Source organism: Nonomuraea fuscirosea (genome assembly GCF_035917475.1).
Classification (GTDB): Bacteria; Actinomycetota; Actinomycetes; order Streptosporangiales; family Streptosporangiaceae; genus Nonomuraea; species Nonomuraea fuscirosea.
Map to the genome: position 1 here is coordinate 10,243,903 of NZ_CP109074.1, position 26,997 is coordinate 10,270,899.

Annotated in this window: 20 protein-coding genes; 12 read left to right on the forward strand and 8 right to left on the reverse strand. The window is 68.6% G+C overall.

The window, feature by feature from the left end; all coding sequences use genetic code 11:
- The first annotated feature begins 275 nt into the window (after positions 1–275).
- From OIE67_RS47025 to fxsT, 4 genes are read left to right on the forward strand one after another with little or no spacing between them, the layout of a single operon-like run.
- Positions 276–2,339, forward strand: a complete 2,064-nt coding sequence (locus OIE67_RS47025) for an FxsB family cyclophane-forming radical SAM/SPASM peptide maturase (RefSeq protein WP_326632833.1) — start codon at positions 276–278, stop codon at positions 2,337–2,339.
- A gap of 21 nt (positions 2,340–2,360) precedes the next feature.
- Positions 2,361–2,999: a TIR-like protein FxsC gene (locus OIE67_RS47030; RefSeq protein ID WP_326632836.1), complete on the forward strand. Its 639-nt coding sequence runs from the start codon at positions 2,361–2,363 to the stop codon at positions 2,997–2,999.
- Entirely contained in the window at positions 2,996–4,168 is a 1,173-nt protein-coding gene (locus OIE67_RS47035; RefSeq protein ID WP_326632837.1) for a TIR-like protein FxsC, read from the forward strand. Before OIE67_RS47030 ends, OIE67_RS47035 begins: the two co-directional genes overlap by 4 nt.
- A gap of 43 nt (positions 4,169–4,211) precedes the next feature.
- Positions 4,212–8,102, forward strand: a complete 3,891-nt coding sequence (fxsT, locus tag OIE67_RS47040) for an FxSxx-COOH system tetratricopeptide repeat protein (RefSeq protein ID WP_326632839.1) — start codon at positions 4,212–4,214, stop codon at positions 8,100–8,102.
- A gap of 7 nt (positions 8,103–8,109) precedes the next feature.
- On the opposite strand, the gene OIE67_RS47045 is transcribed toward fxsT, so the two are convergent.
- Together OIE67_RS47045 and OIE67_RS47050 are read right to left on the reverse strand one after the other, a co-directional pair.
- Complete coding sequence (locus tag OIE67_RS47045) at positions 8,110–9,009, reverse strand: alpha/beta fold hydrolase (RefSeq protein WP_326632841.1); 900 nt, start codon at positions 9,007–9,009, stop codon at positions 8,110–8,112.
- A gap of 327 nt (positions 9,010–9,336) precedes the next feature.
- Positions 9,337–9,882, reverse strand: a complete 546-nt coding sequence (locus OIE67_RS47050) for a flavoprotein (protein ID WP_326632843.1) — start codon at positions 9,880–9,882, stop codon at positions 9,337–9,339.
- Positions 9,883–10,009: 127 nt separating this feature from the next.
- Between OIE67_RS47050 and OIE67_RS47055 the strand changes: the two genes are divergently transcribed.
- Positions 10,010–11,005: a polyprenyl synthetase family protein gene (locus tag OIE67_RS47055; RefSeq protein ID WP_326632845.1), complete on the forward strand. Its 996-nt coding sequence runs from the start codon at positions 10,010–10,012 to the stop codon at positions 11,003–11,005.
- A 47-nt stretch (positions 11,006–11,052) separates the two neighbouring features.
- On the opposite strand, the gene OIE67_RS47060 is transcribed toward OIE67_RS47055, so the two are convergent.
- Together OIE67_RS47060 and OIE67_RS47065 are read right to left on the reverse strand one after the other, a co-directional pair.
- Positions 11,053–12,495, reverse strand: a complete 1,443-nt coding sequence (locus OIE67_RS47060) for an MFS transporter (RefSeq protein ID WP_326632846.1) — start codon at positions 12,493–12,495, stop codon at positions 11,053–11,055.
- A gap of 42 nt (positions 12,496–12,537) precedes the next feature.
- Positions 12,538–13,266, reverse strand: a complete 729-nt coding sequence (locus tag OIE67_RS47065) for a class I SAM-dependent methyltransferase (RefSeq protein WP_326632848.1) — start codon at positions 13,264–13,266, stop codon at positions 12,538–12,540.
- A 127-nt stretch (positions 13,267–13,393) separates the two neighbouring features.
- Between OIE67_RS47065 and OIE67_RS47070 the strand changes: the two genes are divergently transcribed.
- The 3 genes from OIE67_RS47070 (at position 13,394) to OIE67_RS47080 (ending at position 16,403) form a co-directional block, all read left to right on the forward strand.
- Positions 13,394–14,773: an LCP family glycopolymer transferase gene (locus OIE67_RS47070; RefSeq protein WP_326632850.1), complete on the forward strand. Its 1,380-nt coding sequence runs from the start codon at positions 13,394–13,396 to the stop codon at positions 14,771–14,773.
- Positions 14,774–14,955: 182 nt separating this feature from the next.
- On the forward strand, positions 14,956–15,885 hold the full coding sequence (locus tag OIE67_RS47075) for an ATP-binding protein (RefSeq protein ID WP_326632852.1): 930 nt from the start codon (positions 14,956–14,958) through the stop codon (positions 15,883–15,885).
- A gap of 131 nt (positions 15,886–16,016) precedes the next feature.
- Positions 16,017–16,403 carry an SCO5389 family protein gene (locus OIE67_RS47080; protein ID WP_326632854.1) on the forward strand — a complete coding sequence of 129 codons (387 nt, stop codon included), beginning with the start codon at positions 16,017–16,019 and terminating at the stop codon, positions 16,401–16,403.
- A 125-nt stretch (positions 16,404–16,528) separates the two neighbouring features.
- Here OIE67_RS47080 and OIE67_RS47085 read toward each other — a convergent pair whose 3' ends face one another.
- The 3 genes from OIE67_RS47085 to OIE67_RS47095 form a co-directional block, all read right to left on the reverse strand.
- Complete coding sequence (locus OIE67_RS47085) at positions 16,529–17,524, reverse strand: LLM class flavin-dependent oxidoreductase (RefSeq protein ID WP_326632856.1); 996 nt, start codon at positions 17,522–17,524, stop codon at positions 16,529–16,531.
- A 27-nt stretch (positions 17,525–17,551) separates the two neighbouring features.
- Positions 17,552–18,223 (reverse strand): ribonuclease HII, encoded by a 672-nt coding sequence (locus OIE67_RS47090; RefSeq protein ID WP_326632858.1) that lies wholly within the window; start codon positions 18,221–18,223, stop codon positions 17,552–17,554.
- Positions 18,224–18,300: 77 nt separating this feature from the next.
- Complete coding sequence (locus OIE67_RS47095) at positions 18,301–19,332, reverse strand: LysR family transcriptional regulator (RefSeq protein ID WP_326632860.1); 1,032 nt, start codon at positions 19,330–19,332, stop codon at positions 18,301–18,303.
- A gap of 79 nt (positions 19,333–19,411) precedes the next feature.
- On the opposite strand from OIE67_RS47095, the gene OIE67_RS47100 reads away from it, so the two are divergent.
- From OIE67_RS47100 to OIE67_RS47110, 3 genes are all read left to right on the forward strand, one after another.
- Positions 19,412–20,698: a pyridoxal phosphate-dependent aminotransferase gene (locus OIE67_RS47100; RefSeq protein WP_326632863.1), complete on the forward strand. Its 1,287-nt coding sequence runs from the start codon at positions 19,412–19,414 to the stop codon at positions 20,696–20,698.
- Positions 20,699–20,839: 141 nt separating this feature from the next.
- Positions 20,840–21,484 carry a GNAT family N-acetyltransferase gene (locus OIE67_RS47105; RefSeq protein WP_326632865.1) on the forward strand — a complete coding sequence of 215 codons (645 nt, stop codon included), beginning with the start codon at positions 20,840–20,842 and terminating at the stop codon, positions 21,482–21,484.
- Between the two features lie 251 nt (positions 21,485–21,735).
- On the forward strand, positions 21,736–24,744 hold the full coding sequence (locus OIE67_RS47110; protein ID WP_326632867.1) for an AfsR/SARP family transcriptional regulator: 3,009 nt from the start codon (positions 21,736–21,738) through the stop codon (positions 24,742–24,744).
- Positions 24,745–25,117: 373 nt separating this feature from the next.
- On the opposite strand, the gene OIE67_RS47115 is transcribed toward OIE67_RS47110, so the two are convergent.
- Positions 25,118–26,521: a class I SAM-dependent methyltransferase gene (locus OIE67_RS47115; RefSeq protein ID WP_326632869.1), complete on the reverse strand. Its 1,404-nt coding sequence runs from the start codon at positions 26,519–26,521 to the stop codon at positions 25,118–25,120.
- Positions 26,522–26,672: 151 nt separating this feature from the next.
- Here OIE67_RS47115 and OIE67_RS47120 point away from each other — a divergent pair, with 151 nt between their 5' ends.
- The gene (locus OIE67_RS47120) at positions 26,673–26,975 is read left to right on the forward strand and encodes a hypothetical protein (RefSeq protein WP_326632871.1); all 303 of its coding nucleotides are present in this window, start codon (positions 26,673–26,675) and stop codon (positions 26,973–26,975) included.
- Positions 26,976–26,997 lie beyond the last annotated feature (22 nt).

A 26,997-nucleotide genomic window follows, 5' to 3' on the forward strand; every position in this document is an offset into this window, starting at 1 on the left:
ACGCATCCGCGAGTAATGTACAAATGTTGTCCGGCTCGGGGGAGGGATGTTCAGCACTACGGGTGTAGCGGCAGCGAATGAGGGGCGGGGCACATTCCATGGAGAGTTCGAATCGCGAGGACGAAGTTGTCCTCTCGATCATTCCCGATCTTTCACAGGTTCCACTTTCCCGGGTGACTTCCACATTCGATGAGCGGATGCTCGTACGGTTTTCCTCCGCTGCAGCGGAGGAAAACATCGTCGCATTCAACAGCAGCATCTGATCCACCACGACCATGAATAGCTGTGCAGCCAGGTTCCGTCAGTTCGTCATCAAGGTCACCAGTCGCTGCGACCTGGCCTGCGATCACTGTTACGTGTACGAGCACGTCGACCAGGGCTGGCGACTGCAGCCCCGTTTCATGTCCGACGAAGTCGCCCAGGCCGTCGCCGGCCGGATAACCGATCACGCTGAATCCCACGACCTGCGGCAGGTCAGAGTGGTCCTGCACGGCGGCGAGCCGTTGCTGGCCGGCCCGGCACGCCTGGACGCCATCGCCTCGCGCCTGCGCTCGGCCATGGGCTCTCGGCAGATCCTCGACCTGCACATTCAGACCAACGGAGTGCTGCTCGACGAACGTTTCTGCGAAGTCTTCGCGCGGAACGACATCAAGGTAGGCATCTCCCTGGACGGCGACCGCACGGCGAACGACCGGCACCGCAGATACGCCGACGGCCGAAGCAGCTTCGACCAGGCCGTCAGAGCCATCGACCTGCTCCGCGAGCGCCACCGTGAGCTCTACTCCGGCCTCCTCTGCACCATCGACCTGGCCAACGATCCGATCGAGGTCTATAAGAGCCTCGTAGCGCTGGAGCCACCCGACATCGACTTCCTGCTGCCGCACGCCACCTGGGATCGGCCACCGCCTCGCCCTGACGGCGACGCCGTGGCGTACGGGACGTGGTTGATCGAAATCTTCGACCAATGGATCAGGGACGGGCGTCCCACTCAGGTGCGCATCTTCGACTCGCTGCTCAAGATGAGGCGGGGCGGGTCGAGCCTGTCGGAAGCGCTCGGCCTCGATCCCACCGATCTGCTGGTGATCGAGACGAACGGCGACTACGAACGAAGCGACGCCTTGAAGACCTCGTTCGAGGGGGCGGCACGCACCGGCATGAACGTGCTCAGCCACGACCTGGACCAGGTCGCCGCCGTGACAGTCGACGAGCAGGCGTTCACGCTCTCCTCGACCTGCCGTTCCTGTCCGGTCCTGGGGAGTTGCGGCGGCGGCTTACCCGCCCACCGCTACAGATCGGGAAGTGGCTTCGCCAATCCGAGCGTCTACTGTGCCGACTTGTTCCGCCTGATCAACCATGTCGCAGAAAACGCCCCGAAACACGTGCCACAGGGGCTGTCGGGCGCCGACTTCGAGGCTCTGGCCAGTGGCCGATTCGAGAGCAAAACCCTCACCGCGCTACTCAAGATGCAGAGCGACGCACGCCGAGCCCTCGTGGCGACCGCCGCCCGCCGCTGCGGCCCCGCGGGTGCCGCGTCGTGGAGTCTGCTCCTGGAGCTCGATCAGGCCGCACCCCAGATTGTCACCGATCTCCTGGCGCGCCCGTACGTCCGCTCATGGGCGACCGACGGCCTGGTAAATGCCGGATATCTGGCCGAGCTGGCACTCGCGGCGGCGGTCGAAGCCGGGATCGGCTCCGCGCTCGACGGACCCGCCGGTCGTACGGACGACTCACGGGACATCAGGGCCGACGCCCTCCGCCTGCGCATCGATGACCACGATCCCTACCGGGCGTGTTACGGCACTCCCGTCGCACAGCCGCTCAGCCGGCCTCAACTTGACGATCTGCGCTCCACCGTGACCGCGGCCTGGCACCTCATCGAACGTGAGCACCCCCACCACGCCTCCGACCTCGCCACCGTGCTGAACACGATCACCCCGTTAGCCCCGTACCGATCGGCCGCCACACGAGCACGGGCTGTCAGGAGCGCACCGGGAGCCATCGGCCTGTCGATCGGAGACGACCTCCTCGACCTGGCGTCCCAGCTCGTCAGGGAGAACCGGCGCACAATCGCCGGCCTCGCACTGGACGCGTTCGACCTCGTCCGCCCGGAGGCCCAGCACCTGGCGGAGCGATTCACCACGGCATATGCCGCGAACGCCATGCTGGACTTCTGGAGAGCACACACCGGTCACGTCCCCGTGCGGGCAGGCACGATGCTCGCGCACTGGGCGTCCCTGCTCGACGAGGCGGTCCGTGACCTGCTCGAAAGCACATCGCTGACGAACCTGGGCCGCCGCTTCGTGACGACCATGCGAGACGCCGCCACCACGCACTTCTGACGCACACCGAAGGGGGCGCCCATGGCCAAGACCACCAGAGTGGATCCCGAGCATCCGCCGTACTTCTTTCTCAGCTATGCCCGCATAGACAAACAGAAGGATAAGCCCGTTTTACGTACCTTCGATGCCATCTGTGAGCATCTCATGCATCTCACCGACTTTCCCGATGACCAAAAGGTATCCGTCGGATTCATCGACCAGGGAATGCGTACGGGAACAGACTGGTCGAAGGAGGTCATGCTGGCGCTGTCACTCTGCCGCGTCTTCGTGCCCCTGTTGTGCGACAGATACTTCGCCAGCGACTTCTGCGGAAAGGAGTTGGACGCTTTCATGCGTCGGGAGTTGGAGCATCGAGGACCTGACCGCGACAGCACCTTGCACGCCGTGGTGCCTGTCTGGTGGTCGCCTCCTGACGACCAGAGACTGCCGAAAGCGGTCGCCGCTCTCCAGACCTACGACTTCGACATGAGCGATCAGTACCACCGCGTCGGACTCTACGGCCTGACCAGCATCTCTAACCGGGAATCGGAGTTCGGTGAGGCGACGTGGAACATCGCCTACGAGATCAAGAGAACGGCCAGAGACACGGAGCTCCCGCCCGGAAAGGTCAGAACGCCGGAGGAACTGAGAAACGTCTTCCTCGATGAGGAGGAGCAATGAGCGACCAGCAGCACGACACTCCTGGGCCGATCTTCTTCCTGAGTTACGCGCGTACGTCGGAGCGCGCCGCCCCCGATCGCTGGGTGACCGAGTTCTACAACGAGTTGCGCGACAGCGTGGCCGCACGTGAGGGACAGCGGGGCAGAAGGCAGTCGGTCGGCTTCATGGATCGGTCCATCCTCAGGGAGGAGGACGGTTGGACGGCGGAGACCCGCCATGCGCTGGAGACCTGCCGGGTCTTCGTGCCCTTGCTCTCCTTACGCTATTTCCACTCAGAACGCTGCGGAAAGGAATGGGCCGCCTTCATCGGAAGGACCCACCTGACCACGAGGCAGCACGAAGACCCGCTGGCCTCGATCGTTCCCGCCCTCTGGGCCCCGGTCCCCTTGTCCGACCTGCCGACGGAGGTGCACAAGATCAAGCTCGACATGGCGGCCTTCGGCATCGAGTACACCAAACGGGGGCTCTACGGCCTGATGCGATCGGCCTTCGACGAAGATCGCGTGAAGGCCGTGACCATGCTCACCGACCAGATCTCCATCGCGGCCAGAAATAGCATTCCGGGGTTGAGACGGATATCGGACTATGCCGCGACTCCCGACGCCTTCGCGGGCAGCTCCTATCGCAAGGATGTGCGGCTGGTCGTGGTACCGCCTCACCAGGTCGGCCCAGAAGAATGGTCGCCCTATGCCTTGGAGAGCGATATCCCGTTGCCCAAGTATGCGACGGACATAGTACGCAGACTCGGCTACGAGCCGGTATTGATCGCGTTGCATGAGGCCGCCGGGACAGTTTTCCGGGAGACCACGCCCGCCGCGCCCTGTGTGGTGATCCTCGCCCTGTCGTCGCTCGCAGATCCGCAGATCCGTCACCACATTCGTGACCTGGACGAAGGCGAGAAGGCCTGGATCTCCGTCATCGTGGTGGCGGACACGGAGGATCCCGCCGGCGACCGCCGGGGCGGCGACCTGCACGAACTGCTCAAGGCGACTCTCAGAAACAGCATCGGGAAGGCGACCCCGATCTCTAGGATCGCCCTGAACGGCGTGTCCAGCATGGCCGCCTTCCGAAGGACGCTTTCCGACATGACCGACTTCGTGGGAAACCAATACCTCCGCTACGCCACGGCGCTCTCTTCAGCCGAAGAGAACACTGACCACCTGCGCTAACGCAAACCACGATCAACCTCTACCACCGGCTCCGAGGACGACCATGGACGACAACAAAAGCCGCATCATCACCTTTTACTCCTACAAAGGCGGTACCGGCCGGACCATGGCGCTGGCCAACGTCGCCTGGATCATGGCGAGCAGGGGCATGCGGGTGCTGGCGATCGACTGGGACCTCGAAGCTCCTGGGCTGCACAAGTTCTTCCGCCCGTTCCTCGACTCGACGAACGGCAACGGCATCGCGGGCATGATGCGCGACTACGCGCACGTCGCCGTCGCGCCCAACGAGCAGCGAACCGACGACTGGCTGCACGAGTACGCCCGCGTCGAACCGCAAGTCATTCCTGTTCAGTGGCCTTTCCCGGGCGGCGGTTCGTTGGACTTCCTCCCTGCGGGCGATTTCAACCGCGATTTCGGAGCTTCCCCGGTCTTCGACTGGGATAATTTCTACCGCCTGCGCGGTGGCCGGTTCCTCGACGCGCTGCGCGAAGACGTGAAGCGGCACTACGGGTACACGCTGATCGACAGCAGGACCGGGGTGTGCGACATAGGCGACATCTGCACGGCCCAGATGTGCGATGTCCTGGTGGACTGCTTCACGCTGAGCGCGCAGAGCATCGAAGGAGCCGCCAACAAGGCAGCGGACGCCGTCGACCGGTACGAACGGACGGTCCTGCCCGTGCCGATGCGCATCGAAGAGGCCGAACAGGAGCGGCTGGAGCTCGGCCGGCGAGAAGCACGCATGCACTTCGATCGGTTCCTTGACGGAAACGCCGATCAGAAGGCCGCGTACTGGGGCGCGGTGGAGGTGCCCTACCGCTCGTACTACGCTTACGAGGAGATCCTCGCGGTCTTCGGTGACCCACCCCATCGCCCAGGATCGCTGCTCAGCGCGTACGAAAGACTCACCGCCGAGATCACGCACGGTGAGGTCACGTCGCTGGCCCCGATGGCCGAGGAACTGCGGCAACGGAGTCTGACACAGTTCCTTCGTCACCGGCCGGCGCCTCCCACGCGCATCGCGCTCGGCTATGTGCCGGAGGACCGGATGTGGGCCGAGTGGATGGACTCGGTGCTCAGCCGTGCCGGTTGTGACGTGACTCGTTACAACATTCTGGCCACCAGCGGCCAGGCGGCCGTCGCCGACCAGATCAAGGACGCCGACCGAGTCCTCACCGTCATGTCGCCCACGTTCGCAGCGGCCCCGGAGGCGCGCCGGTTCGTCCAGGCTGCCGCCAACGGGGATCCCTCCGGCAACCGCCGCATGGTGGGCACGATCAGGATCGCCGACGTCGCGCCTCATCCTACCTGGGCCAAGTCGATCGTCGACCTGACCCGCATGACCGAGACGGAGGCGGTACACGCGCTGCTGGACTCGGTGGACCGTGCCGCCGAGCACCCTGGGCTCTCCTCGATCGAGGAGACCGCACGCACCCCGTTCCCCAGCAGGACGCCGGAGATCTGGTATGTTCCACCGCGCAATCCCAGCTTCACCGGCAGAGGCGACATCCTGGAAGCGCTCCGCGATCAGATGCTGCGCGGTGGGACCACCGCCGTTCTTCCCCAGGCTCTGCACGGCATGGGTGGCGTGGGCAAGAGCGAGGTCGCCCTCGAATATGTGCACCGGTTCATGGCCGACTACGATCTGGTGCTCTGGCTCCCGGCCGCGCAGCCGCAGGAGATCAACCCTCATTTCGCCAAACTCGCCCCCCGTCTGGGCGTCTACGAGGGCGACAACGTCTTCGAGGCCGCTGAGGCCGTCCTGGAATCCCTGCGTACGGGCGCCAAATATCCTCGGTATCTGCTCGTCTTCGACAACGCGCACGCACCAGAGGACATTGCACAGTTCCTTCCGGGCGGCTCTGGCCACGTTCTGGTCACCACGCGCCATCAGGCCTGGGCCGAGCACGCCAAGCCGCTGGAGGTTGACGTCTACTCACGCGAGGAAAGTGTTCTCCACCTCACTCATCGAGTGCCGGGTCTGGAGGAGCCCGAGGCGAGAACGCTGGCCGATCACCTAGGGGATCTGCCGCTCGCCATCGAACACGCGGCGGCGCTCCTGCAGACCAGTGTGATTCCCATCGACGCCTACATCGAGCGGTTGCAGACACGACCGGTGCAGGCCCTGACCATGGGGCTTCCGGAAGACTTCCCCATCACCGTGGCATCGACATGGAACGTCTCCTTCGAAGAGGTGACTCGGCGTTCACCCGCTGCCGCGCATTTACTCAAACTCCTTTCCTTCCTGGCCCCTGAGAGCATCTCCACGGCTCTCCTCCACAGCACCCACATGGCCCAGATCCTGACGCCGTACGACGAAACCCTGCGCGACAGCCTGCTCATGGCCAGAGTTGTCCAGGAGCTCAGCCGGCTCGCACTCATCAAGCCCGACGCCCGTAACCGGTCTGTCGGCGTGCACCGGCTCGTCCAGGCGGTGGTACGCAGCCAGATGGACGAGACGGAGCGCGACGAGATCCGGCATCAGGTGCACGACCTTCTGGTCGCCTACAAGCCGCAGCGCGGCGATGTCGACGACCCGGAGAACTGGCCCCAGTACGCGCAGATCTGGCCGCACCTCACTCCTTCGCAAGCTGTCGAGTGCAAATCCGACGACACCCGCGTCCTCTGCATCGACCGCATCCGCTATCTCTGGCGGCGCGGCGAATACGGCTCGGCGCTGAAGCGCGGCGAAGCGCTGGTCGAGAGGTGGATGGACGTATTCGGTCCCGATGATCGCCTCACCATGTTGCTGCGCTTCAACGTGGCCAACATCCACCGCTCACGCGGAAGGCATCGGACAGCGCTGGAGATCGACCAGGACAACCACGAACGGCAGACCAGGAAGTTGGGGCCTGATCATCCCCATACCTTGATGACGGCGGGCAGCCACATCGCCGATCTGTGCACGCTCGGCCATTATCAGGAGGCGCGGGAACTGGCGCAGAGCACCTACGAGAGTTTCAAGCGGATCTTCGGGGAGAACCACGGGCGGAGTCTTTCCGCGGCCAACAACCTCGCCATGACGTTGCGCCTGGTCGGTGACGTGCACGGGGCGCAAAAACTCGACAAGGACACGTTGAGACGCAGGACGGAAGTGCTGGGGCCGGAACATCCTTACACCCTGTCCTCCACCGTTTCCCTGGCGATCGACCTGCGCGGAATGGGACGGCTCAAAGAATCGGTCGAAATGCTCCGCGATCTGTACGCCCGCTATCTCGAAGCCGGTGATGCCGACAAGCACGAGGCGCTGCCCCCGGCACGCAACCTGGCGGTGTCACTTCGTGAATGGGGTGAGATCGAGGAAGCCCTGGAATTGAACGAATCGACATTGAGCCGCCACACGCGCCTCTATGGCCCGGAGTCGCCAGTGACGCTGGCATGTGCTCTGCATCACGCCGCCGACGTGGCCGCCAACGGCCAGCCGCACACTGCCTCCACGCTCGGCCAGGAGCTGATCGGAAGATTCGAGAAGGTCTTCGGCCCCGGACATCCCAACACGGCGGCGGCCATCAACAATGTCGCCACCTACCAGCGCTACAGCGGTGGCGCGGCGTCGGCCGCCGTCACTCTGAGCACGACCGTACGCCAATTGAGCAACGCCCTCGGCAGTGAACATCCGATGGCGCTCGCCTGCCAGGTCAACTTGGCCAACTGCGACACCGACCTCGGTGAACGTGACACGTTGCCGCAGTACAAGGAGCTGCTGCAACGGCTCGACGCCGTGCGCGGAAGCAACCACCTGCACACTCTCATCTGCGCCGCGAACCTCGCCATCGTCGAGGAACGGCGATACCGAAGCGAAGAGGCCGCGAAGAAGAAGGAAGCCGCGCTGCACGCCTTCAGCGGTGTGCTCCGCGTCGAGCATCCGGCCCGAACACGACTGATCGAAGATCATCTGATCGATCTGGATCTGGAGGCGGCCGTGATCGTCTGAAGACAGCTCACCATCGTCTGCCGGTGGCGGCCCAGACCATCAGCTTCGGCATCATGGTGATCGCGGTGAAGTGGGCCGCATCCGGCATGAAGACTAGCTCGGCGTCCGGAATGCGGCCGGCCAGCCATTCGGAGTGGCTCGGTGGTGAGAACACATCAGCGGTGCCGTGCCAGATCATGGTCGGCACCTTGATGGCCGACAGATCGAACATCCACGGCGTACAGAACGCATGACGATCGTCGATCCAACCCTGAGCGGACTTGTCCAGGGCTGTCCGGTAATTGTCGAGCAACATCCCGCGGATACCAGAATCGGCGATGACTTCCCGGTCCTGATCGCGCAGGTCTTCCTCAAGGTCTACGAGCATCTGACCCGGGCTGTGCCTGATGGCGTCCGCCGCTCGTTCCATCCGCTGTCGCACGAGAGGGCTGGCGCCGCTATGGCTGGACCATCCGGAGGCGTACTCCCTGCGGTTGTACTCCGCCATGCCGTGGTACCAGTCGAAACCGTCGACACCGTCGTCCTCGATCGGCGCCAGGCTGACCTGGACGGCGACGCGCGTGACACGATCCGGCAGCAGGGCCGCGCAGGCCAGCGCGTGAGGACCACCTCCCGACCTGCCCAGTACCCCGAAACGCTCAATGCCCAGTTTGTCGGCGATAATCCGGACGTCGTCTGCCGCATCGGCTACCGCGCGCCCCGGTTGGGGGTCGGAGTCGCCGTATCCCGGCCGATCGTAGGCGATGACCCGCAAGCCGAGCCGATAGAGGACGGACGCACGCGGGCAAGGGGAGAACCTGCTGCCGGGAGTGCCGTGCAGCAGAAAAACAGGGTGCCCATCCGGCTCACCCCAGTCCTCGAACGCCAGTTGGCGTTGCTTTTCACCTGCCACGTCCACAGTGATCATCAGGTGTCGCCTCCCGGCAACCGCCGTGGGTCCATCATTGCGCCTTTTCCTGTGATAGCGAAGGTCACCCCGGCCCCGATGCAAGCTGCCACGATATCGGTTAACCCCCGGTGATGTTGGTAGTGTCCGTTATTTCACCTGCGAGATATTTGCGGCCGACTAGCAGCTACCTATGCGTGACACCCCGCGATAGTGAACAAATCTGAGGCGCGACATTACCCACGCCATTCGTTCCGCGCTGTCATCAGGATGACTGTCCCCGCGGATCAGAGCCACCAGTTGAAGCAGGCTAAGCCAAGTCCGGCATCGCCGGCTCCGGGATTTTCCTCAGTTCGATTGAGTGGTCGTCCCTTGTTCCTGCTGCCGGGAAGGGGCGGGGCCGAGTTCTTTCAGGGCGTGGTGCCAGGCGTAGGGCTCGGTGTGGCTGGGGTTCGAGACGATGCGTACGCCGTCCGCGCGCAAATCCTCCAGGCTGCGTCGGTACGGGGTGCGAGTGGCGAGGGCGGTGTTGACGAAGGGCAGGACGACGACCGGGATGCCCAGGCCGGGGGCCTCCGCCAGGACGCCGAGGGCGTAGGTGTCGGTGATGCCCTGGGCGAACTTGTTGATCGTGTTGTACGTGGCCGGCGCCACGATCATGGCGTCGGCCCGGGGCGGCTTGGGCTCGTGGGGTTTGCGGTACTGGCTGCGTACGGGGCGGCCGGTCTGGGTTTCCAGTGCGGGCACGTCGATGAAGTCCAGGGCGGACGGCGTCGCCACGATCTGGACGATCCAGCCCGCCTCCTGGGCCAGGGTGACCAGCCGGCCGACGTCGTGGGCCGCGCCGGCTGCGCAGACGACGAGGTAGAGGACTTCGCCCGATGATTCGCTCACGCGATGCACTCACTTCCCAGGGAGGCGACAGGGTTTCCTCGATTAAAGAATGCTCCGGGACGGCGGCTGAGAGGGCCCTCAGTGTTTCTCAGGTGCGCCACAGCGGCGGGAGCGCAGGCTGGACGCTATGGATCAACTGCTGCGCAGCCCGGCCGTCGTCGCGGGGCTGGTCAAGGTCGAGGCCAGGATCCGGCGGCTGAGCGGGTCGTCCGTGCTGCCGGACATCAACGCGGGCGCGGGACGGGTCGTGTCGGCGGGCGGTAAGCGGCTGCGGCCCGCGCTGACCCTGGCCGCCTCCATCGCACTCGGCAAGCCGCCCGACCGGCGGGTGATCACGGCGGCGGCGTGCGTGGAGCTCATCCACACGGGCTCGCTCGTGCACGACGACCTGATGGATCGGGCCGATCGACGGCGCGGGCAGCGGACGCTCAACGCCGAGCTGGGTGACGGCAAGGCGCTGGTCATCGGGGACTTCATGCTGGCCAGGGCCGCGCTGGCGGCGATCGTGAACGTGTCGCGGCCGGTGGCCGAGGTGCTGGCCGCCACGGTGGTGGAGCTGGCGGAGGGCCAGTACCTGGAGACGGCCGACCTGTTCGACACCGGCCGGACGCGGGAGAGCGCGGTGCGGTCGATCACCGGCAAGACGGCGGCCCTGTTCCGGGCCGGCTGCCTGGTGGCCGCGTTGTGCGCGCACGCCCCGGCCGAGGACAGAGCGCGGATGGCGACCTACGGGGAGAAGTTCGGGCTCATCTTCCAGGTGCTCGACGACCTGCTCGACCTGACCGCCACCAGCGAGCAGCTCGGCAAGCCGGCCGGGAACGACCTGCGCCAGGGCGTCTACAGCCTGCCCCTGCTCATGTCCGGGATCGACCTGGCCGGCAGCGGCCTGGTGGGCCGGGACATGAGCGAGGAGCAGGTGGCGACGGCCCTGCGCGTGCTGCGGTCGAGCCCGATGGCGGAGCACACGATCCGGTACTGCCGGGGCCTGGCCGCCGACGCGCTGGCCGCCCTGCCGGTGATCCAGGATGAGGAGATGGGGGCGGTGCTGCGCTGGCTCCCTTCCGCCTACATCGATCAGGTCGAACGCCAGGTCTACCGGGGCTACCTCTCCCCGGTCTCTTGAGTGCGCTGTAAGGAGGCGGACGCGAGGCCCATGGGGGGGTGAGGTGGTCAGGCGGCGGGTTCCGTCTCGGCCTTCGAGAGGGGTGCGGCGATCTCCTCCAGTCCCTTCCGTTCGGCCTTCACCCCGAGGAACAGCTCCACCAGCCCACCGATGATCATCACCACCGCCCCGATGCAGAACGCCAGCGCCGTGTCCCCCGGCACCCCGCTCTCGACCAGGGACGCGAAGACGAGCGGCCCGGCGATGCCGCCCGCGGCCGTGCCGATCGCGAAGAAGAACGCGATGGCCATGGCCCTGGTCTCCATGGGGAAGATCTCGCTGACGGTCAGGTACGCCGAGCTCGCCCCCGCCGAGGCCACGAAGAGCACCGCGCACCAGCACGCCGTCAGCGTGACCGCCGTGAGCACGCCCTGGTTGAACAGCCAGGCCGTGCCGAGCAGGAGCACCCCGGAGCCGAGGTAGGTGGCCGAGATCATCGGCACCCGGCCGACGGTGTCGAAGAGGTGCCCGAGCAGCAGCGGGCCGAGGAAGTTGCCGACGGCGATGACGGCGAAGTAGTAACCGGTGTGCGTGTCGATGCCGTAGAAGGTGGACAGGATCTGCGCGTACCCGAACGTGATGGCGTTGTACAGGAACGCCTGCCCGACGAACAGCGACAGCCCCAGCACCGTCCGCTTGGGATAGAGCGCCACCATCGTGTGCGCGATCCGGACGAACCCGATCGACTTGCGCGTGTGGACGGTCATCGACTGCTGCGGCTCCGGCAGGTCGTCCTTGCCGATGTCGTGCTCGATGTCATCGACGATCTTCTCGGCCTCGTCGCCCCTGCCGTGGATGAACAGCCAGCGTGGGCTCTCCGGTACGTTGCGCCGTACGAGAAGAATGGCCAGGCCGAGCACCACGCCGAGACCGAAGGCGACGCGCCAGCCGATGTTGACCGGCAGGTCGTTGAGCAGCGGCACGGTCAGCAGCGCGCCGCCGGCGGCGCCGAGCCAGTAGCTGCCGTTGATGATGATGTCGATGCGCCCGCGGTGCCGGCTCGGGATGAGCTCGTCGATGGCGGAGTTGATGGCCGCGTACTCGCCGCCGATGCCGAAGCCGGTCAGGAACCTGAACAGGAAGAACCACCACGCGCTGAAGGAGAACGCGGTCATCAGCGTGGCCAGCAGGTAGACGACCAGCGTGATGATGAACAGCTTCTTGCGGCCGAACTTGTCGGTCAGCCAGCCGAAGAACAGCGCTCCTGAGCAGGCGCCCGCGACGTAGAGCGCGGCGGCGACGCCCGCGACCTGTGCCTGGGTGATGTCCAGGCCGCTGCCCGGTTTGGCGAGCTGCGCGGACAGGTTGCCGACGATGGTGACTTCGAGCCCGTCGAGGATCCAGACGGTGCCGAGTCCTATGACGATCATCCAGTGCCAGCGTGACCACGGCAGCCGGTCCAGCCGTGCGGGCACTTTCGTGGTGACGGTGCCGGTTTCCACGTCGCTCATAGGATCTTCTCGATACCCCGGAAGCGGCGCGCAAACGTCGCTTTACCCGGCCTGCTTCCTGGCCTCGACGATGCCGGTGCCGAACCACGGGCCGCCGTACCAGAACCGCCAGCCCGCGTTGCGCCTCCGTACGTCGATGACGCCGAGGTCGCGCAGGGTGTCCTCGTACGCGGGCGTGTGCTGGAAGTCGGCGATGAGCAGCAGCCCGCCGGGCCGCAGCACACGGTACGCCTCGCGGACGGCCTGGGCCCTTCCTTCGGCGTCGGGGATGTTGTGCACGGCCTGGCTGGCGACCACCACGTCGTACGAGTCGTCGCCGAAGGGCAGGTCGCGCAGGTCGCCGGTGACCAGTTCCACCCGGTCGGAGACCCCTTCCAGCTCGGCGTTGCGCCTGGTGACCAGCTCGCGGTTGCCCGACTGGTCCTTCGACCGCCACAGGTCGATGCCGGTCGCGCTGCCCCGCTCCAGCCGTCCGGCCGCGAGCAGCAGCACCGCTCCCCTGCCGCAGCCCAGGTCGAGCAGCCGTTCGTCGCCGCGCAGCCGCCGCAGTTCCCTGTCCCAGACGACGAACTTGCCGCGTCTGGTCGTGTAGAGGTAGCTGATCGCGCTGGCGAGCGTGTAGAGCCCGCCGAAGAGGAAGGTGACGCCGGCGGCGAGGATGTCGAGGGCGAACGAGATCCCCGCCAGGCCCAGCAGCACGATCGCTCCGAGGAGCAGACCGGCCAGCGCCCAGGGCGCGTCGAATCCGTAGCTGCCGTGACGCTTGCTCATACTCAAGTTATATCTCAATGTGTATTTGACGGGGAATTGACCGAACCCTTCCCCTTAGCAACGCCAGACGCGCACCGCGCATTACTAAGGTGCTGGGGATGGGCGCACATTGGGGGTATGACCAGGCATGACGGGAGAGGATCGACGATTCGGACCGGGCGCGAGCATCGCGCTCACGCTGGCCTCGACCCTGCTGTGGGGCGTGGCCCACCTGGCCGCCGAACGTCGTAAGACCGGCCTGGCCCTGATGGCGGCGTACGTGCTGATGCTCGCCGGCGTGCTGATCGTGTTCACCGCGTTCAGCGCGAACCTGCTGTCGCTGGCCGTGCAGCCTCGTTGGCTCACCTGGCTCACCGTCGCGCTGGTGGCCGTCGCGCTCGCCTGGACCGGGGTGATCGTCTGGTCGTTCCTCCTGGTACGCCCCGCCCGCTCCGACACCGTCGGCCGCTTCCTGACCACCACGCTCACGGTGGCCCTCTGCGCGCTCGTGCTGGCTCCGACCGCGTACGCGACCCGGCTGGCGTACCTGTCGCGCGACGTCGTGAACACCCTGTTCCCGCGCGGCACCACCGCCACCACCCCCGTCATGGCCCAGGACCCGTGGAACGGCGCCGAGCGGGTGAACTTCCTGCTGCTCGGCGGCGACTCCGCGCCCAGCAGGCCCGGGGTGCGTACCGACAGCATGACCGTGGCCAGCGTGGACGTGGCCACCGGAGCAACCGTGCTGTTCGGCCTGCCGCGCAACCTGCAGCAGGTCCAACTGCCCGAGGGCCCCGCCAGGGACCACTTCCCCTCGGGCTTCACCGGCGCGGGCCCCGACACCCCCGGGCTGCTCAACGAGGTCTTCCAGTACGCCGAGGACCACCCCGAGATGGTGCCGGGCGTACAGAAGGGGCAGCGCGGCCCCGCCCTGCTCAAGCAGACCATCGCCGACATGCTCGGCATCCCCGTCGACTACTACGCGATGGTGGACATGAAGGGCTTCGCCGAGATGGTCGACGCCATGGGCGGCGTCCAGGTCACGATCAAGGACCCCATCGTGTACGGGCGTTACCGCGAGGGCCTGTTGGCCGCCGGCACCCGCAAGCTGTCCGGCGAGGAGGCCCTCTGGTACGGCCGCTCCCGCACCGACAGCGACGACTACGTCCGCATGGGACGCCAGAAGTGCCTGCTCAACGCGGTCGCCAAGCAGGCCGACCCGATGACGGTGCTGAACAGCTTCGAACGCCTCGCCGCGGCCACCAAGCGGGCCATCTCCACCGATCTGCCGCAGGACCTCCTGCCCGCGGTCGTCGACCTGTCGCAGAAGGTCAAGGGCGCCAAGATCCGCAGCCTGAACTTCGTGCCGCCGCTGGTCAACACCGCCGACCCGGACTGGTACGCGATCCGGCGCGAGGTGGACGACGCCCTGGAGGAGCGCTCCTCGTCGACCAAGACCGCGGGCGCGCACTCGCCGTCCCCGACGCCGACCGACGCCCCGGTCAACCTCGACGCCACCTGCGCCTGACCCCGGCACCCCGCCGAAGCCCGGCCGACACCGAAGCCCGGCCGCGTCCGCACCCCCGGCGCCCGCCGAACACGATTTCCATTTCGGCATGCTCCCCGTTTCCCATGCCTCCCGCCCGACGCCTGTGGCATGATGGTGATCGTCCCCAACGGAAATGATTTTCATCCTCACCAGGAGCAACCGTGAGAGTGGCGTTCGTCGGAAAGGGCGGCAGCGGCAAGACGACGATGTCGGCCTTGTTCGCGAGACATGTGGCGAGCCAAGGCGGCCCGGTGGTGGCCATGGACGCCGACATCAACCAGCACCTGGCCCTCGTGCTCGGCCTCGACCGGCAGCCCGAGCCGCTCGGAGCTCACCTCACCGAGATCAAGGACCGCCTGCGCGGCGACAACCCGCGCATCCCGTCCGCTGAGGTCATGCTCAAGACCACCCCGCCCGGCCGCGGCTCCACGCTGCTCGGCTTCGACGACCTGGCCGCCGACCCCTATGGCCTGACCACCCCCGACGGCCTGCGCCTGCTGGCCACGGGCCCGTTCAGCGAGGACGACCTCGGCGTGGCCTGCTACCACTCCAAGGTCGGCGCGGTGGAGCTGCTGCTCAATCATCTGATCGACGGCCCGGGCGAATACGTGGTGGTCGACATGACCGCCGGCGCCGACTCGTTCGCCTCCGGCCTGTTCACCCGCTTCGATCTGACCTTCCTCGTCGCCGAGCCGACCAGGCAGGGCGTGAGCGTCTACAAGCAGTACCGCGAGTACGCCGCCAAGTACGACGTCGCCCTCGCCGTCGTCGGCAACAAGGTGCACGGCCCGTCCGACGTCGACTTCCTGCGCGAGCACGTGGGTGACGACCTGCTCACCTGGATGGAGCACTCCGCCGCGGTCCGCGCCATGGAGCAGGGCCGCCACTTCACGCTCGACGACCTGGAGCCGGCCAACGCCGACGCCCTCGCCCTGCTCCGCAAGACCCTCGACGAGCAGGAGAAGGACTGGGCCCGCTTCGGCCGCCAGACCGTGGAGTTCCACCTGCGCAACGCGAAGGCGTGGGGCGACGAGAGGACGGGCGCCGACCTCGCCCAGCAGGTCGACCCCGACTTCGTCTACGGCCCCTGAACGGCACGGCCCTACGCCGAGGCCCCAGGGGACGCGGGGCCCGAGATCACGCGACTGTTCCCGTCCGGAATCTGGAGCCCTTCCCTTTTCCGACCTAGCGTCAGATTCAATCCCTTTCGAGAGGAGACAGCATGTCGCTGACCGTTCCGAACGATCTGCTCGACCAGGCCAAAGCCGGTGAGGTGGACGACGCGGCCTTCCTCGCCTGCGTCCGCGACTCACTGCCCTACGCGTGGTCGCTGATCAGCGAGCTGGTCAAGCAGCGTGAGCACAGCGGGGCCGAGTTCGCCGACAACGAGGTGCCGCCGCCGTCGGAAGAGGCGCGCGGCCAGCTCCTTCGCTGCCTGGCGAGCGACTCGATGCGTGGCGCGCTTGAGCGGCACTACGGCGTACGCCTGGCCTTCCAGAACTGCCACCGGGTCGCCGTCTTCGACCCGACGGCCACGAAGGCGCTGGCCGACTTCGTCACCCCGCGCGCTCAGATCCTCAACCAGAAACCGGAGCTCGTCGACTGCTGAGCCCCTGCCCGGCGGACCGGCCCCGGCCGGCCCGCCGGGATCAGCCGCGCAGCCACTCAAGCCGCGCGGCCGCAGGCGCAGCCGCCCAAAGCGGCCGCAGGCGCAGCCGCTCAAAGCGCGACCGCTCAGCCGCGCAGCAGCGGCAGCACCTCGGCGCCGAACCTGGCGATGTTCTCCAGCGTCCGCCGGTGCTCGCCGAGCCCCTCCACGAGCAGGATGAAGTGCTCGATGCCGGTGCTCTCGGCCGTACGCCGCAGCGTCTCGGCGCAGTGTCCGGCCGACCCCACGGGATGGATCCCGGTCAGCAGGTCCACGTAGGCGCCGGCGTCCCGAGGGGTGCGCGGCCGGTCGTCCAGCGGCACGTATCCGGCCAGCCCGGGCCCCAGCCAGGACGGCATCCGTTCCTTGAGCTCCCGCACCGCCGCGGCCGTGGAGTCACCCACCAAGGCCACCCCCGCCGCCACATGCCCCGCCGCCTCATGCGCGGCCCCCGGCCCACCGTGCTCGCGGTACCGCCGTACCAGCGCCGCCTTGTCCGCGTCCCCGATGTGCATGCCCAGCAACATCGGCAGCCCGCGCTCGGCCGCCAGCCCGACGGTGCCGGGAGAGGTGCAGGCGACGACCGGCCGCAGCCGCGCCGGCGGCACCATCGGCACCTCCCTGAACCGGAAGAACTCCCCGTCCGCCGCCACCGACGCGCCCGACAGCGCGGACACCAGCAGGTCGAGCGACTCGGCGAACCCCCGCTCGTAGCGATCGAGCCCGGTCCCGAACACCTCCAGATCCACCCACGGCCCGCCCCTGCCGACGCCCAGCGTGAACCGCCCGCCGGACAGGTGGTGCAGCATCGCGGCCTGCTCGGCCAGCGCCACGGGATGCTGGGTGGACAGCACGCTGACGGCCGTGCCGAGCCCGATGCGGGTGGTCCTGCCGATCGCGACCGCGGCCAGGGTGAGCGGGGAGGGGCAGACGCCGTACGACATGAAGTGGTGTTCGGCGATCCAGGCGTCGTCGAACCCGGCCCGCTCGGCCGCGACGATCCACTCCACAGCGTCCGTGAGCGTCGGCCCGGCCTGCCGGCCGGGGAACAGGCCCGCGACGACGAAAATGCCGATGCGCATCCACCGAATCATGGCCGATCAACGCGACTACGCGAAGAGGCTGGCCTGCCCCTCGCCCGCCAGCGGGTCACGATGGTGCTTCAAGTGTCGCCATTGGGGCAGTTCGTCTAGGTATGACCATGAGAGCCGATGGTGCGGGGTGGGTCCGAGACGGGCGAGCGCCTCCTGATGCACGGGTGAGGGGTAGCCCGCGTTCTCCGCGAACCCGTACTCCTCGCAGCCGATCGTCCCCATGTACGCATCGCGCCGCACCTTGGCCAGCACCGAGGCCGCGGCGACCGAGATGCTCGCCGCGTCACCCCTGACCTCGAGCCGCACCGGCCACGGCGCGCCGATGTAGTCGTGCTTGCCGTCGAGGATCACCGCGTCGGGACGGACCGGCAGCGATTCCAGCGCCCGGCGCGCGGCCCTGCGCAGGGCCTCCGTCATGCCGAGCGTGTCGATCTCCTCGTGCGTGGCCTCGCCGAAACCGACGCCCGCCGCCCAGACCGCCAGTTCGGCGGCCAGCGGAGCGCGTTTCGCCACGGAGACCTGCTTGGAGTCGGTCAGACCGGCCGGCGGCCCGGACAGGTCGGTGACGACCGCGCAGACCGTGACCGGCCCCGCCCACGCGCCCCGGCCCACTTCGTCCACGCCCGCGACCGTACGGACGCTGGGCTGGGAGAGCAGCAACTGCTCGATGTCGTACGTCGGCGCCATGACCGCAGACGCTATCGCCTCACAGGACCATGACCGCACAGACCGAAGAAGAACCGGCAGCTGACCTCGACGACCTTTCACTCGCCGAACGACCTTCCGACGACGTCACCCGCCGACCGCACAGAACCGCCCTCCCACCCGCCGCCGGATTCGTCGGCGGGCCGGTCCTCGCGCCGCCGCTCAGCCAGGCGCACCGGCTCCAGGTCGGCGGCGATGTAGCGGGCGGCGACGTGGACGGCGCGCAACGTCACGGACACCGACGGCCGGTGCACGCTGGACCCGCGCGCGACCGCGTGCACGTCGCGGACCACCGGATCGCCGGGGAACTGCCGCACGGCCAGCCCGCGCACGCCGGCGGCCAGGGCCAGCGAGGGCACGGCGGCGATGCCGATGCCCTTGGCGACCAGCGACAGGATCGTGCCCAGCCCCTCGAACTCCCACGGCGTCGGCCGGGTGCCGCCCACGTCGACGAGCAGCCGGTCCACCGCCAGCCGCGAGGGCTCGCCGTCGGGGGTGGCCATCCACGGCTCGTCGCGCAGCTCGCGCAGGTCGAGGGGCACGTCGGGGTCGGCCAGGCGGTGCTTGCGCGGGACGACCAGCACCATGGGGTCGCGCAGCAGGGGGAACACGCGCAGGCTCTCGCTGTCGCGGACGCGGCCGTACCAGTCGTCCACGAGCGCGAGGTCCACCTCGCCCGACTGCACCTCGCGCATCCCGCGCCCGGACCTGCTCTGTCCCAGCCGCAGCGTCAGCTCGGTGTGGCGGCGCAGCGAGCGCGCCAGCGCGGGCGCGAACGCCACCGCCGCCGTCGGGAAGGCGCTCACCACGACCCGCCCGGACGGTTTGCCGGCGTGCGCGGAGAGGTCGGACTCTGCCTCCTCCACCATCGACAGGATGCGCTCGGCGTGCAGGACGAGCCGGCGGCCGGCGTCGGTCAGCTCGGCGCTGCGCGCCGTCCTGTCGATGAGCGCGGTGCCGGTCTCGCGTTCGAGCGCGACCAGCTGTTGGGAGACGGCGGACGGACTGTAGCCGAGCGCTTCTGCCGTCGCCGCGATACTTCCCTTCCTTGCGAATTCGCAGATCAGGACCAATCGCCGCAATTCGAGCATCAGACTTCCTTATGCCTACCCACAAAAAGCTCCGCTTGTGCTGATGCCTTCATCCAACCACTCTGGGAACGTGACAAACATGACCGTAACTCTGTCCGCCACCCTGGCGGCCAATGAGGACATCGAGCGAAGACGACGCGCCGGGGAGCGCGTGCTGCACCTGGCCTTCGGTGAGGCCGGTCTGCCCGTCCACCCGGCGCTGCGCGACAGGCTGGCCGCCGCGTCGGAGCGCAACGGCTACGGGCCGGTCGCGGGGGCGCCCGGCCTGCGGGCCGCGGCGGCGGGCTACTGGACCCGACGGGGGCTCACCACCGACCCCGACCTGGTCGTCTGCGGCCCCGGCAGCAAGTCACTGCTGTACGGCCTGCTGCTGGCGATCGGCGGAGACATCGTCCTGCCCATGCCCAGCTGGGTCAGCTATGCCGCGCAGGCCGACCTGGTCGGCTCCCGTCCCCTCCTGGTGCCCGCACCGCCAGGAGAGGGCGGAGTGCCCGATCCGGATCTGGTCGCCGCCGAGGTGCGCCTGGCCAGGTCGCAGGGCAGGACCGTCAGCTCCGTGCTGGTGACCCTGCCCGACAACCCGACGGGACGCCTGGCCACGCCGGAGACGATCGCCCGCCTCGTCCGGGTCGCCCGCGAGTTCGACCTGACCATCATCTCCGACGAGATCTACCGCGACCTGCTGCACGACCCGGAGCTGCCCTACACCTCGCCGGCCGATCTGGCGCCCGAGCGCACGATCGTCACCACCGGGCTGAGCAAGAGCCTGGCCCTGGGTGGCTGGCGGATCGGCGTGGCCCGGCTGCCCGAGAACGGGCACGAGCTGCGCAGGCAGTTGCTCGCGGTGGCCAGCGAGATCTGGTCGGCGCCCGCGGCGCCCGTACAGGAGGCTGCGGCCTACGCCTTCGGCGATCCCGACGAGCTGACCGAGCGCATCGCCCGCAGCCGCCGGTTGCACGGCGTGGTCGCCCGCGCGGTCCACGACAGGTTCACCGAGATCGGCGCCTGCGTGCCCATGCCGCAGGGCGGCTTCTACCTCTATCCCGACCTCAGTCACCTGCGGCTCGGCGGCTCCGCCGAGATCACCAAGCTGCTGCTCGAAGAGCACGGCATCGGTGTCCTGCCGGGACACGCCTTCGGCGACACCCCGACGGCCGCCCGGGTCAGGGTCGCGGTGAGCCTGCTCTACGGCGACACCGCCGAGGAGCGCGGCGCCGCCCTGAACAGCCCCGATCCGCTCCAGTTGCCGTGGATCGCGGCCAATCTCGACTTCCTGTCGGCCGGGCTGAGCAGGCTCTCCCCGGTACGTCACGGCGTGGTGGGCGAACGACCCGCCGCCCTCGTGCCGACGGCATGTCACGGTTAGGCGAATCTTTCCCCAAGAGCGGGTTTACCCACCCTCAAAAGGGGCCTCCGACCTGCGGAAACACCACGTCCGCAAATCGGTCGGGAAGATGGTTGTGACTGCCTGGTGACGCGCACGCTCCGTAGCCCTCATCATGTGCTCATGCCCGCTCTTGTCACCCTGTCCGGGCGCCTCGTGCGCCTGGAACCTCTCAGCCTGGCGGCGGTCGAGGACCTCGTCGCCGCTGCGAGTGAAGACCGCTCCATCTACGCCTTCACTCGGGTCCCGCACAGCCGGGACGAGGTCGTCTCCTACGTGGAGGCGGCCATGGCTGAGCAGGCGGAGGGCCGCTCATTGCCCTTCGCCATCCGGTGGCTGAACACCGACCGCGTGGTCGGTGCCACCCGTCTCATGCACCTGGAGTACTGGCAGGGCCCCATGCCCTGGCCGCCGGGTACACGAGGTGCGGTGGGCGACACCCCGTCCGTGGCCGACATCGGTTACACCTGGCTGGGCGCCGGCGCCCAGGGCACCGGGGTCAACCGGGAGAGCAAATACCTCCTGCTCTCGCACGCCTTCGAGACGTGGCGCGTCCACCGCATCACCCTTAAGGCAGACGTACGCAACAGCAGATCCCGGGCCGCCATCGAGGCTCTCGGCGCACACTTCGACGGGGTGCGGCGAGCGGATAGCCGAGGCGCCGACAATACGGTCCGAGATACCGCGTTCTACTCGATCCTTAGCTCCGAATGGCCGCTCGTACGCGAGCGTCTGGCCATGAGGCTCGGCCTGGTCGAGGCAGCCTGAGAACCCGTCCACCCCAGCCCCGCCCGATTTGATCGGGCGGGGTCGTATTTTTTCCGGCCTACATTCCCTCTACATGACACACGCCCCCGCGATGCGTGTCACGCCTCACGACCACCATCGAGGGCGGCGCTCAACACCCAATCAAAGGCGGATCAACGCTTCGGTGAACGATCAACCTGGATCTAGGTGACGAGAAGGTATGGATCTATCATTTGGTAACAAATCGTTCCATTGGCTTGGAGACATACGGCATGGCTGGTCCACGCGTTGAAGGCGAGCTGCGGTTCGCCGTGCTCGGTCCTGTCCGCGCGTGGCGAGATGGCCGGGAACTCGACCTGGGCACGCCCCTGCAGCGTTCCATCCTCGGCATGCTGCTCCTCCGGCAAGGCCACGCGGTCACGCCCAACGAGATGATCGACGCGGTCTGGGGCGAGGAGGCGCCGCCGCGCGCCCTGGGCGCGCTGCGCACGTACGTCTCCAGGCTGCGTACGGTGCTGGAGCCCGACCGGCCCGCCCGCTCGCGCCCCGAACTGCTCACCTCCATCGGCCGCGGCTACGCGCTGCGACTGCCGGACGACTCGCTCGACCTGGCCAGGTTCGAGCGCGGGATCGGCCAGGCCGAGGCCGCGCGCAAGGCCGGCCGGCTGGGCGAGGCCGCAGGGGAGCTGCGTTCCGCGCTGGCGCTGTTCGAGGGCGAGCCGCTGGCCGGCACCGTCGGCCCCTACGCCGAGCACCAGCGCGACCGGCTCATCGAGCGGCGCATCAGCGTCATCGAGACGCTCATGGACGTGGACCTCGAACTGGGCAACCACGCGGAGGTCGTCTCCGAGCTGATCGCCCTGACCGCCGACCACCCGCTGCGCGAGCGGCTGCGCGCCCAGCTCATGCTCGCCCTCTACCGCTGCGGCCGGCAGGGCGACGCGCTGAGCGTCTTCACCGAGACCCGCGAGGCCCTGATCGACGAGCTGGGCATCGAACCGGGCCCGGAGCTGAGCGCCCTGCACCAGCGCATCCTGGCCGCCGACCCCGCTCTGGCGCTGGAGACCTCTGACATCCCGCAAGCGGACGAGCCCGCGCAGGAGCAGGAGGAGCAGCCGCCCGCTCCCGAGCTGCCCAGGCCCGCGCAGCTCCCCGCCGCCGCCGGCGACTTCACCGGCCGCAAGGAGATCGTGGTACGGCTGCGCACGCTCCTGTCGGCCCACTCCCCGGCCCCGCTGTCCACCACCAGGTCGGCGCCGGAAGGCGTGCCGGTGGCGGCCATCTCCGGCATCGGCGGCGTCGGCAAGACCGCGCTCGCCGTACACGTGGCCCACCTGCTCGACGACGCCTTCCCCGACGGCCAGCTCTACGCCGACCTGCGCGGCTACAGCGACGAGGCGACCGCGCCCGCGTCGGCGCTCGGCGGCTTCCTGCGTGCGCTCGGCATCCCGCCCGACGTCATCCCCGACGGGGAGGCGGAACGCTCGGCGCTCTACCGCTCGCTCCTGGCCGAGCGGCGCATCCTCGTGCTGCTCGACAACGCCCGCGACGCCGAGCAGGTCAGCCCGCTGCTGCCGGGCGCCTCCGGCTGCGCCGCCCTCGTCACCAGCCGGGGCAAGCTGGCCGACCTCCCCTCCGCCAAGCTCATCGACCTCGACGTGATGGAGCCGGACGAGGCGTTGCAGCTGTTCGCCGCGGTGGCCGGCGCCGAGCGGGTCTCGGCCGAGCACGGCGCGGCCATGGACGCGGTGGCCGCGTGCGGGTTCTTGCCGCTGGCGGTGCGCATCCTGGCCGCCCGGCTGGCCGCCCGCCCGTCCTGGACGGTCGCCTCGCTGGTGTCGCGCCTGACCGACGAGCAGCGCCGCCTCGACGAGCTGCGCGTCGGCAACCTGGCCGTCGAGGCCACGTTCGCGCTCGGGTACGGGCAGCTCACCCCCGAACAGGCCCGCGCCTTCCGGCTGCTGTCGCTGCCCAACGGCCCCGACGTCTCCACTGGCGCGGCCGCGGCCGTGCTGGCGACGAGCGTCCTGGAGGCCGAGGAGGTGCTCGAGTCGCTGGTGGACGCCAGCCTGCTGGAGGCCCCCGCACCCGGCCGCTACCGCTTCCACGACCTGCTCAAACTGTTCGCCAGGCGGACGCTGGACAAGACCGAGCGGCCCGAGACCAAGACGACGGCGCTGCGCCGGCTGCTGGACTTCTACCTGGCCTCGGCGCGCTCCGCGCACACGCTGGCCTACGAGGGCAGCATGATCCCGGCCAACCTCGCCGTGGCCGGCACCGGCCTCGACTTCACCTCGGTCGACGAGGCCGTGGCCTGGCTGATCGCCGAGGGCGACTCGTTGTTCGCGGCCATCTACCAGGCCGCCGCGTCGGCCCGCGCCCCCGGGCAGCTGCTGCCCGCCGGCGACCTGCTGGTGGCGATGGAGCCGCTGCTGGAGTCGGGCACGCACACCCGCGAGTTCGACCAGAGCACCCGTGCCGTGCTCGCCGCCGCCCAGAACATCGGCGACGAGGGCGGCGAGCTGCGCGCCCGCTACGTGCTGGGCCGGGTGCTGTTCGCCGGCAACCGGCTCAAGCAGGCCGAGGAGCAGTTCAGGGTGGTGGACGAGCTGTCGCGCGCCCGCGGCGAGAAGGTCGTCACCGGCGAGGTGCTCAACGCCCTGGCCGTCGTGGTCGGCAGGCAGCGGCGGCACACCGAGGCGCTGGCCCTGTTCGACGCGGCGTCGCGCTTCTACCGCGAGAACGGCGTGCCGGCCGGCGAGGCGCTGGTGCTCAGCTACTCGGCCCGCGACCACCTGGGCCTGGGCCGGCCCGAGGACGCGATCGCCGCGGCGGAGAAGGGCCTGGCCATCTTCACCGAGATCGGCAGCGGCGCCGGCACCGCCAGGGCCCGCTACCACCTCGGCATCGTGCTCAGCCGGGTCGGCCGGATCACCGAGGCCGTCCATCACCACGCCGAGTGCCTGGCCTTCTTCCGGGCCAGCAAACAGCGGGTGTGGGAGCAGCGGGTCTGCTCCCGGCTGGCCGAGACGTTCATCGCCGCCGAACGCTACGCCGAGGCGGTGCGCCATGCCGAGGAGGCCCTGGTCGTCGCCCGCGACATCGGCCATCCCTATGGCGAGGCGCTCTCGCTCACCGTACTCGGCAAGGCGCTGCACGGCCTCGGCAGCGAGACGCGGAGCATCGACTGCCTACGGAGGGCGTTCGAGATCTTCGGCAGGCTCGGCGCGCCCGAGGCCGGTGATCTCAAGGCCCTGCTCGACGGCGTCCCCGTCGACTAACTCGTCGAGTCCTGAGTACAGCTCGTCGTCCAGACGTGTCATCCACACATGGTTGATCAAGGCTGTCCTTAGGGAGTCACGCACACCTCGTGATCGGTTGTGTTCAGCCCGGCCGGCCATCTCGTGGCCACCACGCGTCGCTAGGGGGCCCGGTTGTCCGGATGCTCCGCGCGGTGACCAGCCGCCTCACTTGAGACGGCCGGCCGGACCCGACACGGCCCTCGAACCCCCCGGGTCCGTGTCCTGACTCAGAGCCTCCACCACGGAGGTTGACGTCCGATCAACGCCGGATCAAAGCAGCCAGGCCACGGCGGTCGGGGCAGGTCAGCCGGGTCAGCAGTCGGATCAGAGCAGCCGGATCACAGCAGTCGGATCACAGCAGGAAGTAGCCTTCGGCGATGAGCGGTCTGATCGCGTCGGAGTTGGCGATCTCGCCGTCGCCGACCAGCTCGGCGATCACGTTGAGCAGCGGTCCGAGCGCCAGCTCGCCGTCGCACACGCCGGCCAGCGCGGCCTCCACCGTGCCGACCTCCCTGCTGCGGCGCAGCCCCTGGGTCTGGCGCAGGACGATGCGGATCGGGTCCTCGGCGCCCGGCAGCCCGACCCGCTCGTCGAGGAGCCCTTCGGCGGTACGCAGCAGCGCGGCGTCGAGGTTCTCCGCCCGGTGCGCGGCGGCGATGGAGTCGATGACGGAGTCGACGTAGTCGCCGACCGGCAGCGCGACCTGGTGGGCGAGGTGCTCCACCCGGACGACCGGGTCGAGCGTGCCGGAGTTGCGCAGGCTGATCCAGCCGAACCCGACCCCCTCCACCCCGCGCTCCTCGAACCAGGACAGCCACCGGTCGTAGTGCTCGGTGTAGTGCCTGGTGCCCTGCTCGGCCGCGTCCTTGAGCCACAGCTCCACGTATTCGGCCGGGTCCTGCACGTCGCGCTCGACCACCCAGGCGTCACAGCCGCTCTCGCTCAGCCAGCCGCCGACGCGCTCGCGCCAGTCCTCCCCCTCCACGTGCAGCCAGTTGGCCAGGAAATGGGCCTGACCGCCCGGGTTGAGGTGGCGGGGTGTCTCGCGGACGAGGTCGCGGCAGAAGTCGTCGCCGTCGCCGCCCGACTCGCGGTAGGTCAGCTTCCCCTCGCGCGCCGGGGCGATGACGAACGGAGGATTGCTCACGATCAGGTCGAACAGCTCGCCCTCGACCGGCTCGAACCGCGACCCGGCCCGCGCCTCGACGCCCTCGACCCCGGACAGCTCCCAGCTCAGCCGGGCCAGCTCCAGGGCCCGCGGGTTGAGGTCGGTGGCCACGACGTGCTCGGCCCGGCCGGCCAGGTGCAGCACCTGAACGCCGCAGCCGGTGCCGAGGTCGAGCGCGCGGCCCACGGGGCGGCGGGTGACCAGCTGGGCCAGGTTGGCCGAGGCCCCGCCCGCCCCCACCACGTGGTCGGGCCGCAGCGCGGGATCGCCGGGCCGTACTTTCCTGTCGGAGACGAGGTAACCGCCCGTCTCCCAGGGCTGCAGGTGCACGGTGGCGACGACCTGATCGCCGTCGGCCGTGACCAGCCCCGACTTCAGCACCTCCGGCGGCACGCTCTCGGCCGGCACGGGGACGCCGAGCCACCAGAGCCGGATCAGCGTCGCCAGCGGGTCGCCGTCCGCGGTCGCGCGCAGGGCCGGGGTCAGCTCCTCCCTGGCCAGGGCGGAGGCGGCCACGGTGCCCAGGCGCTCGCGTACGCCGTCGATCGAGTAGCCGGTTTCGAGGAGGTGATGGCGCAGTCGTTCCACAAGCCCATCCTTTCACCGTGGAATCTTCCGCATGATCCGATACCGACAGTGCTCATACTGTTACTTAAGGACCCAAGCGTTCTGCAAGCGACGGACAAGCCACGCGCGATATCACTGTCGGTGTCAGCACGTCACCCCGAGGAGCGCGCCCATGCTGATCCCGTGCCTGGCCTGCGAGTCCCGCTTCGGTCCTGACGAATACTTCAACGCCTGCTCCGACTACGACCGGGGGATGGACCTCGTCTCCTGGACGTGCCCGCGCTGCGGCAACCGCGACGACCTTCGGGTGCTGCCCGGCGAGCTCGGCTTCGGCTATCCGCATCGGGGCAGGTTCGACGTGCACGACCGGCTCCGCGTCCCCGGCCTGCGCCGGCAGCGGGGTGATCTGCGGCTGGACATCTCGCTCGACCGGGCGAGCTGGCGGGTGGCGACGCGCCTGCGCCAGCACGCCTGACTCACCGCCGACGTTCCGGCCG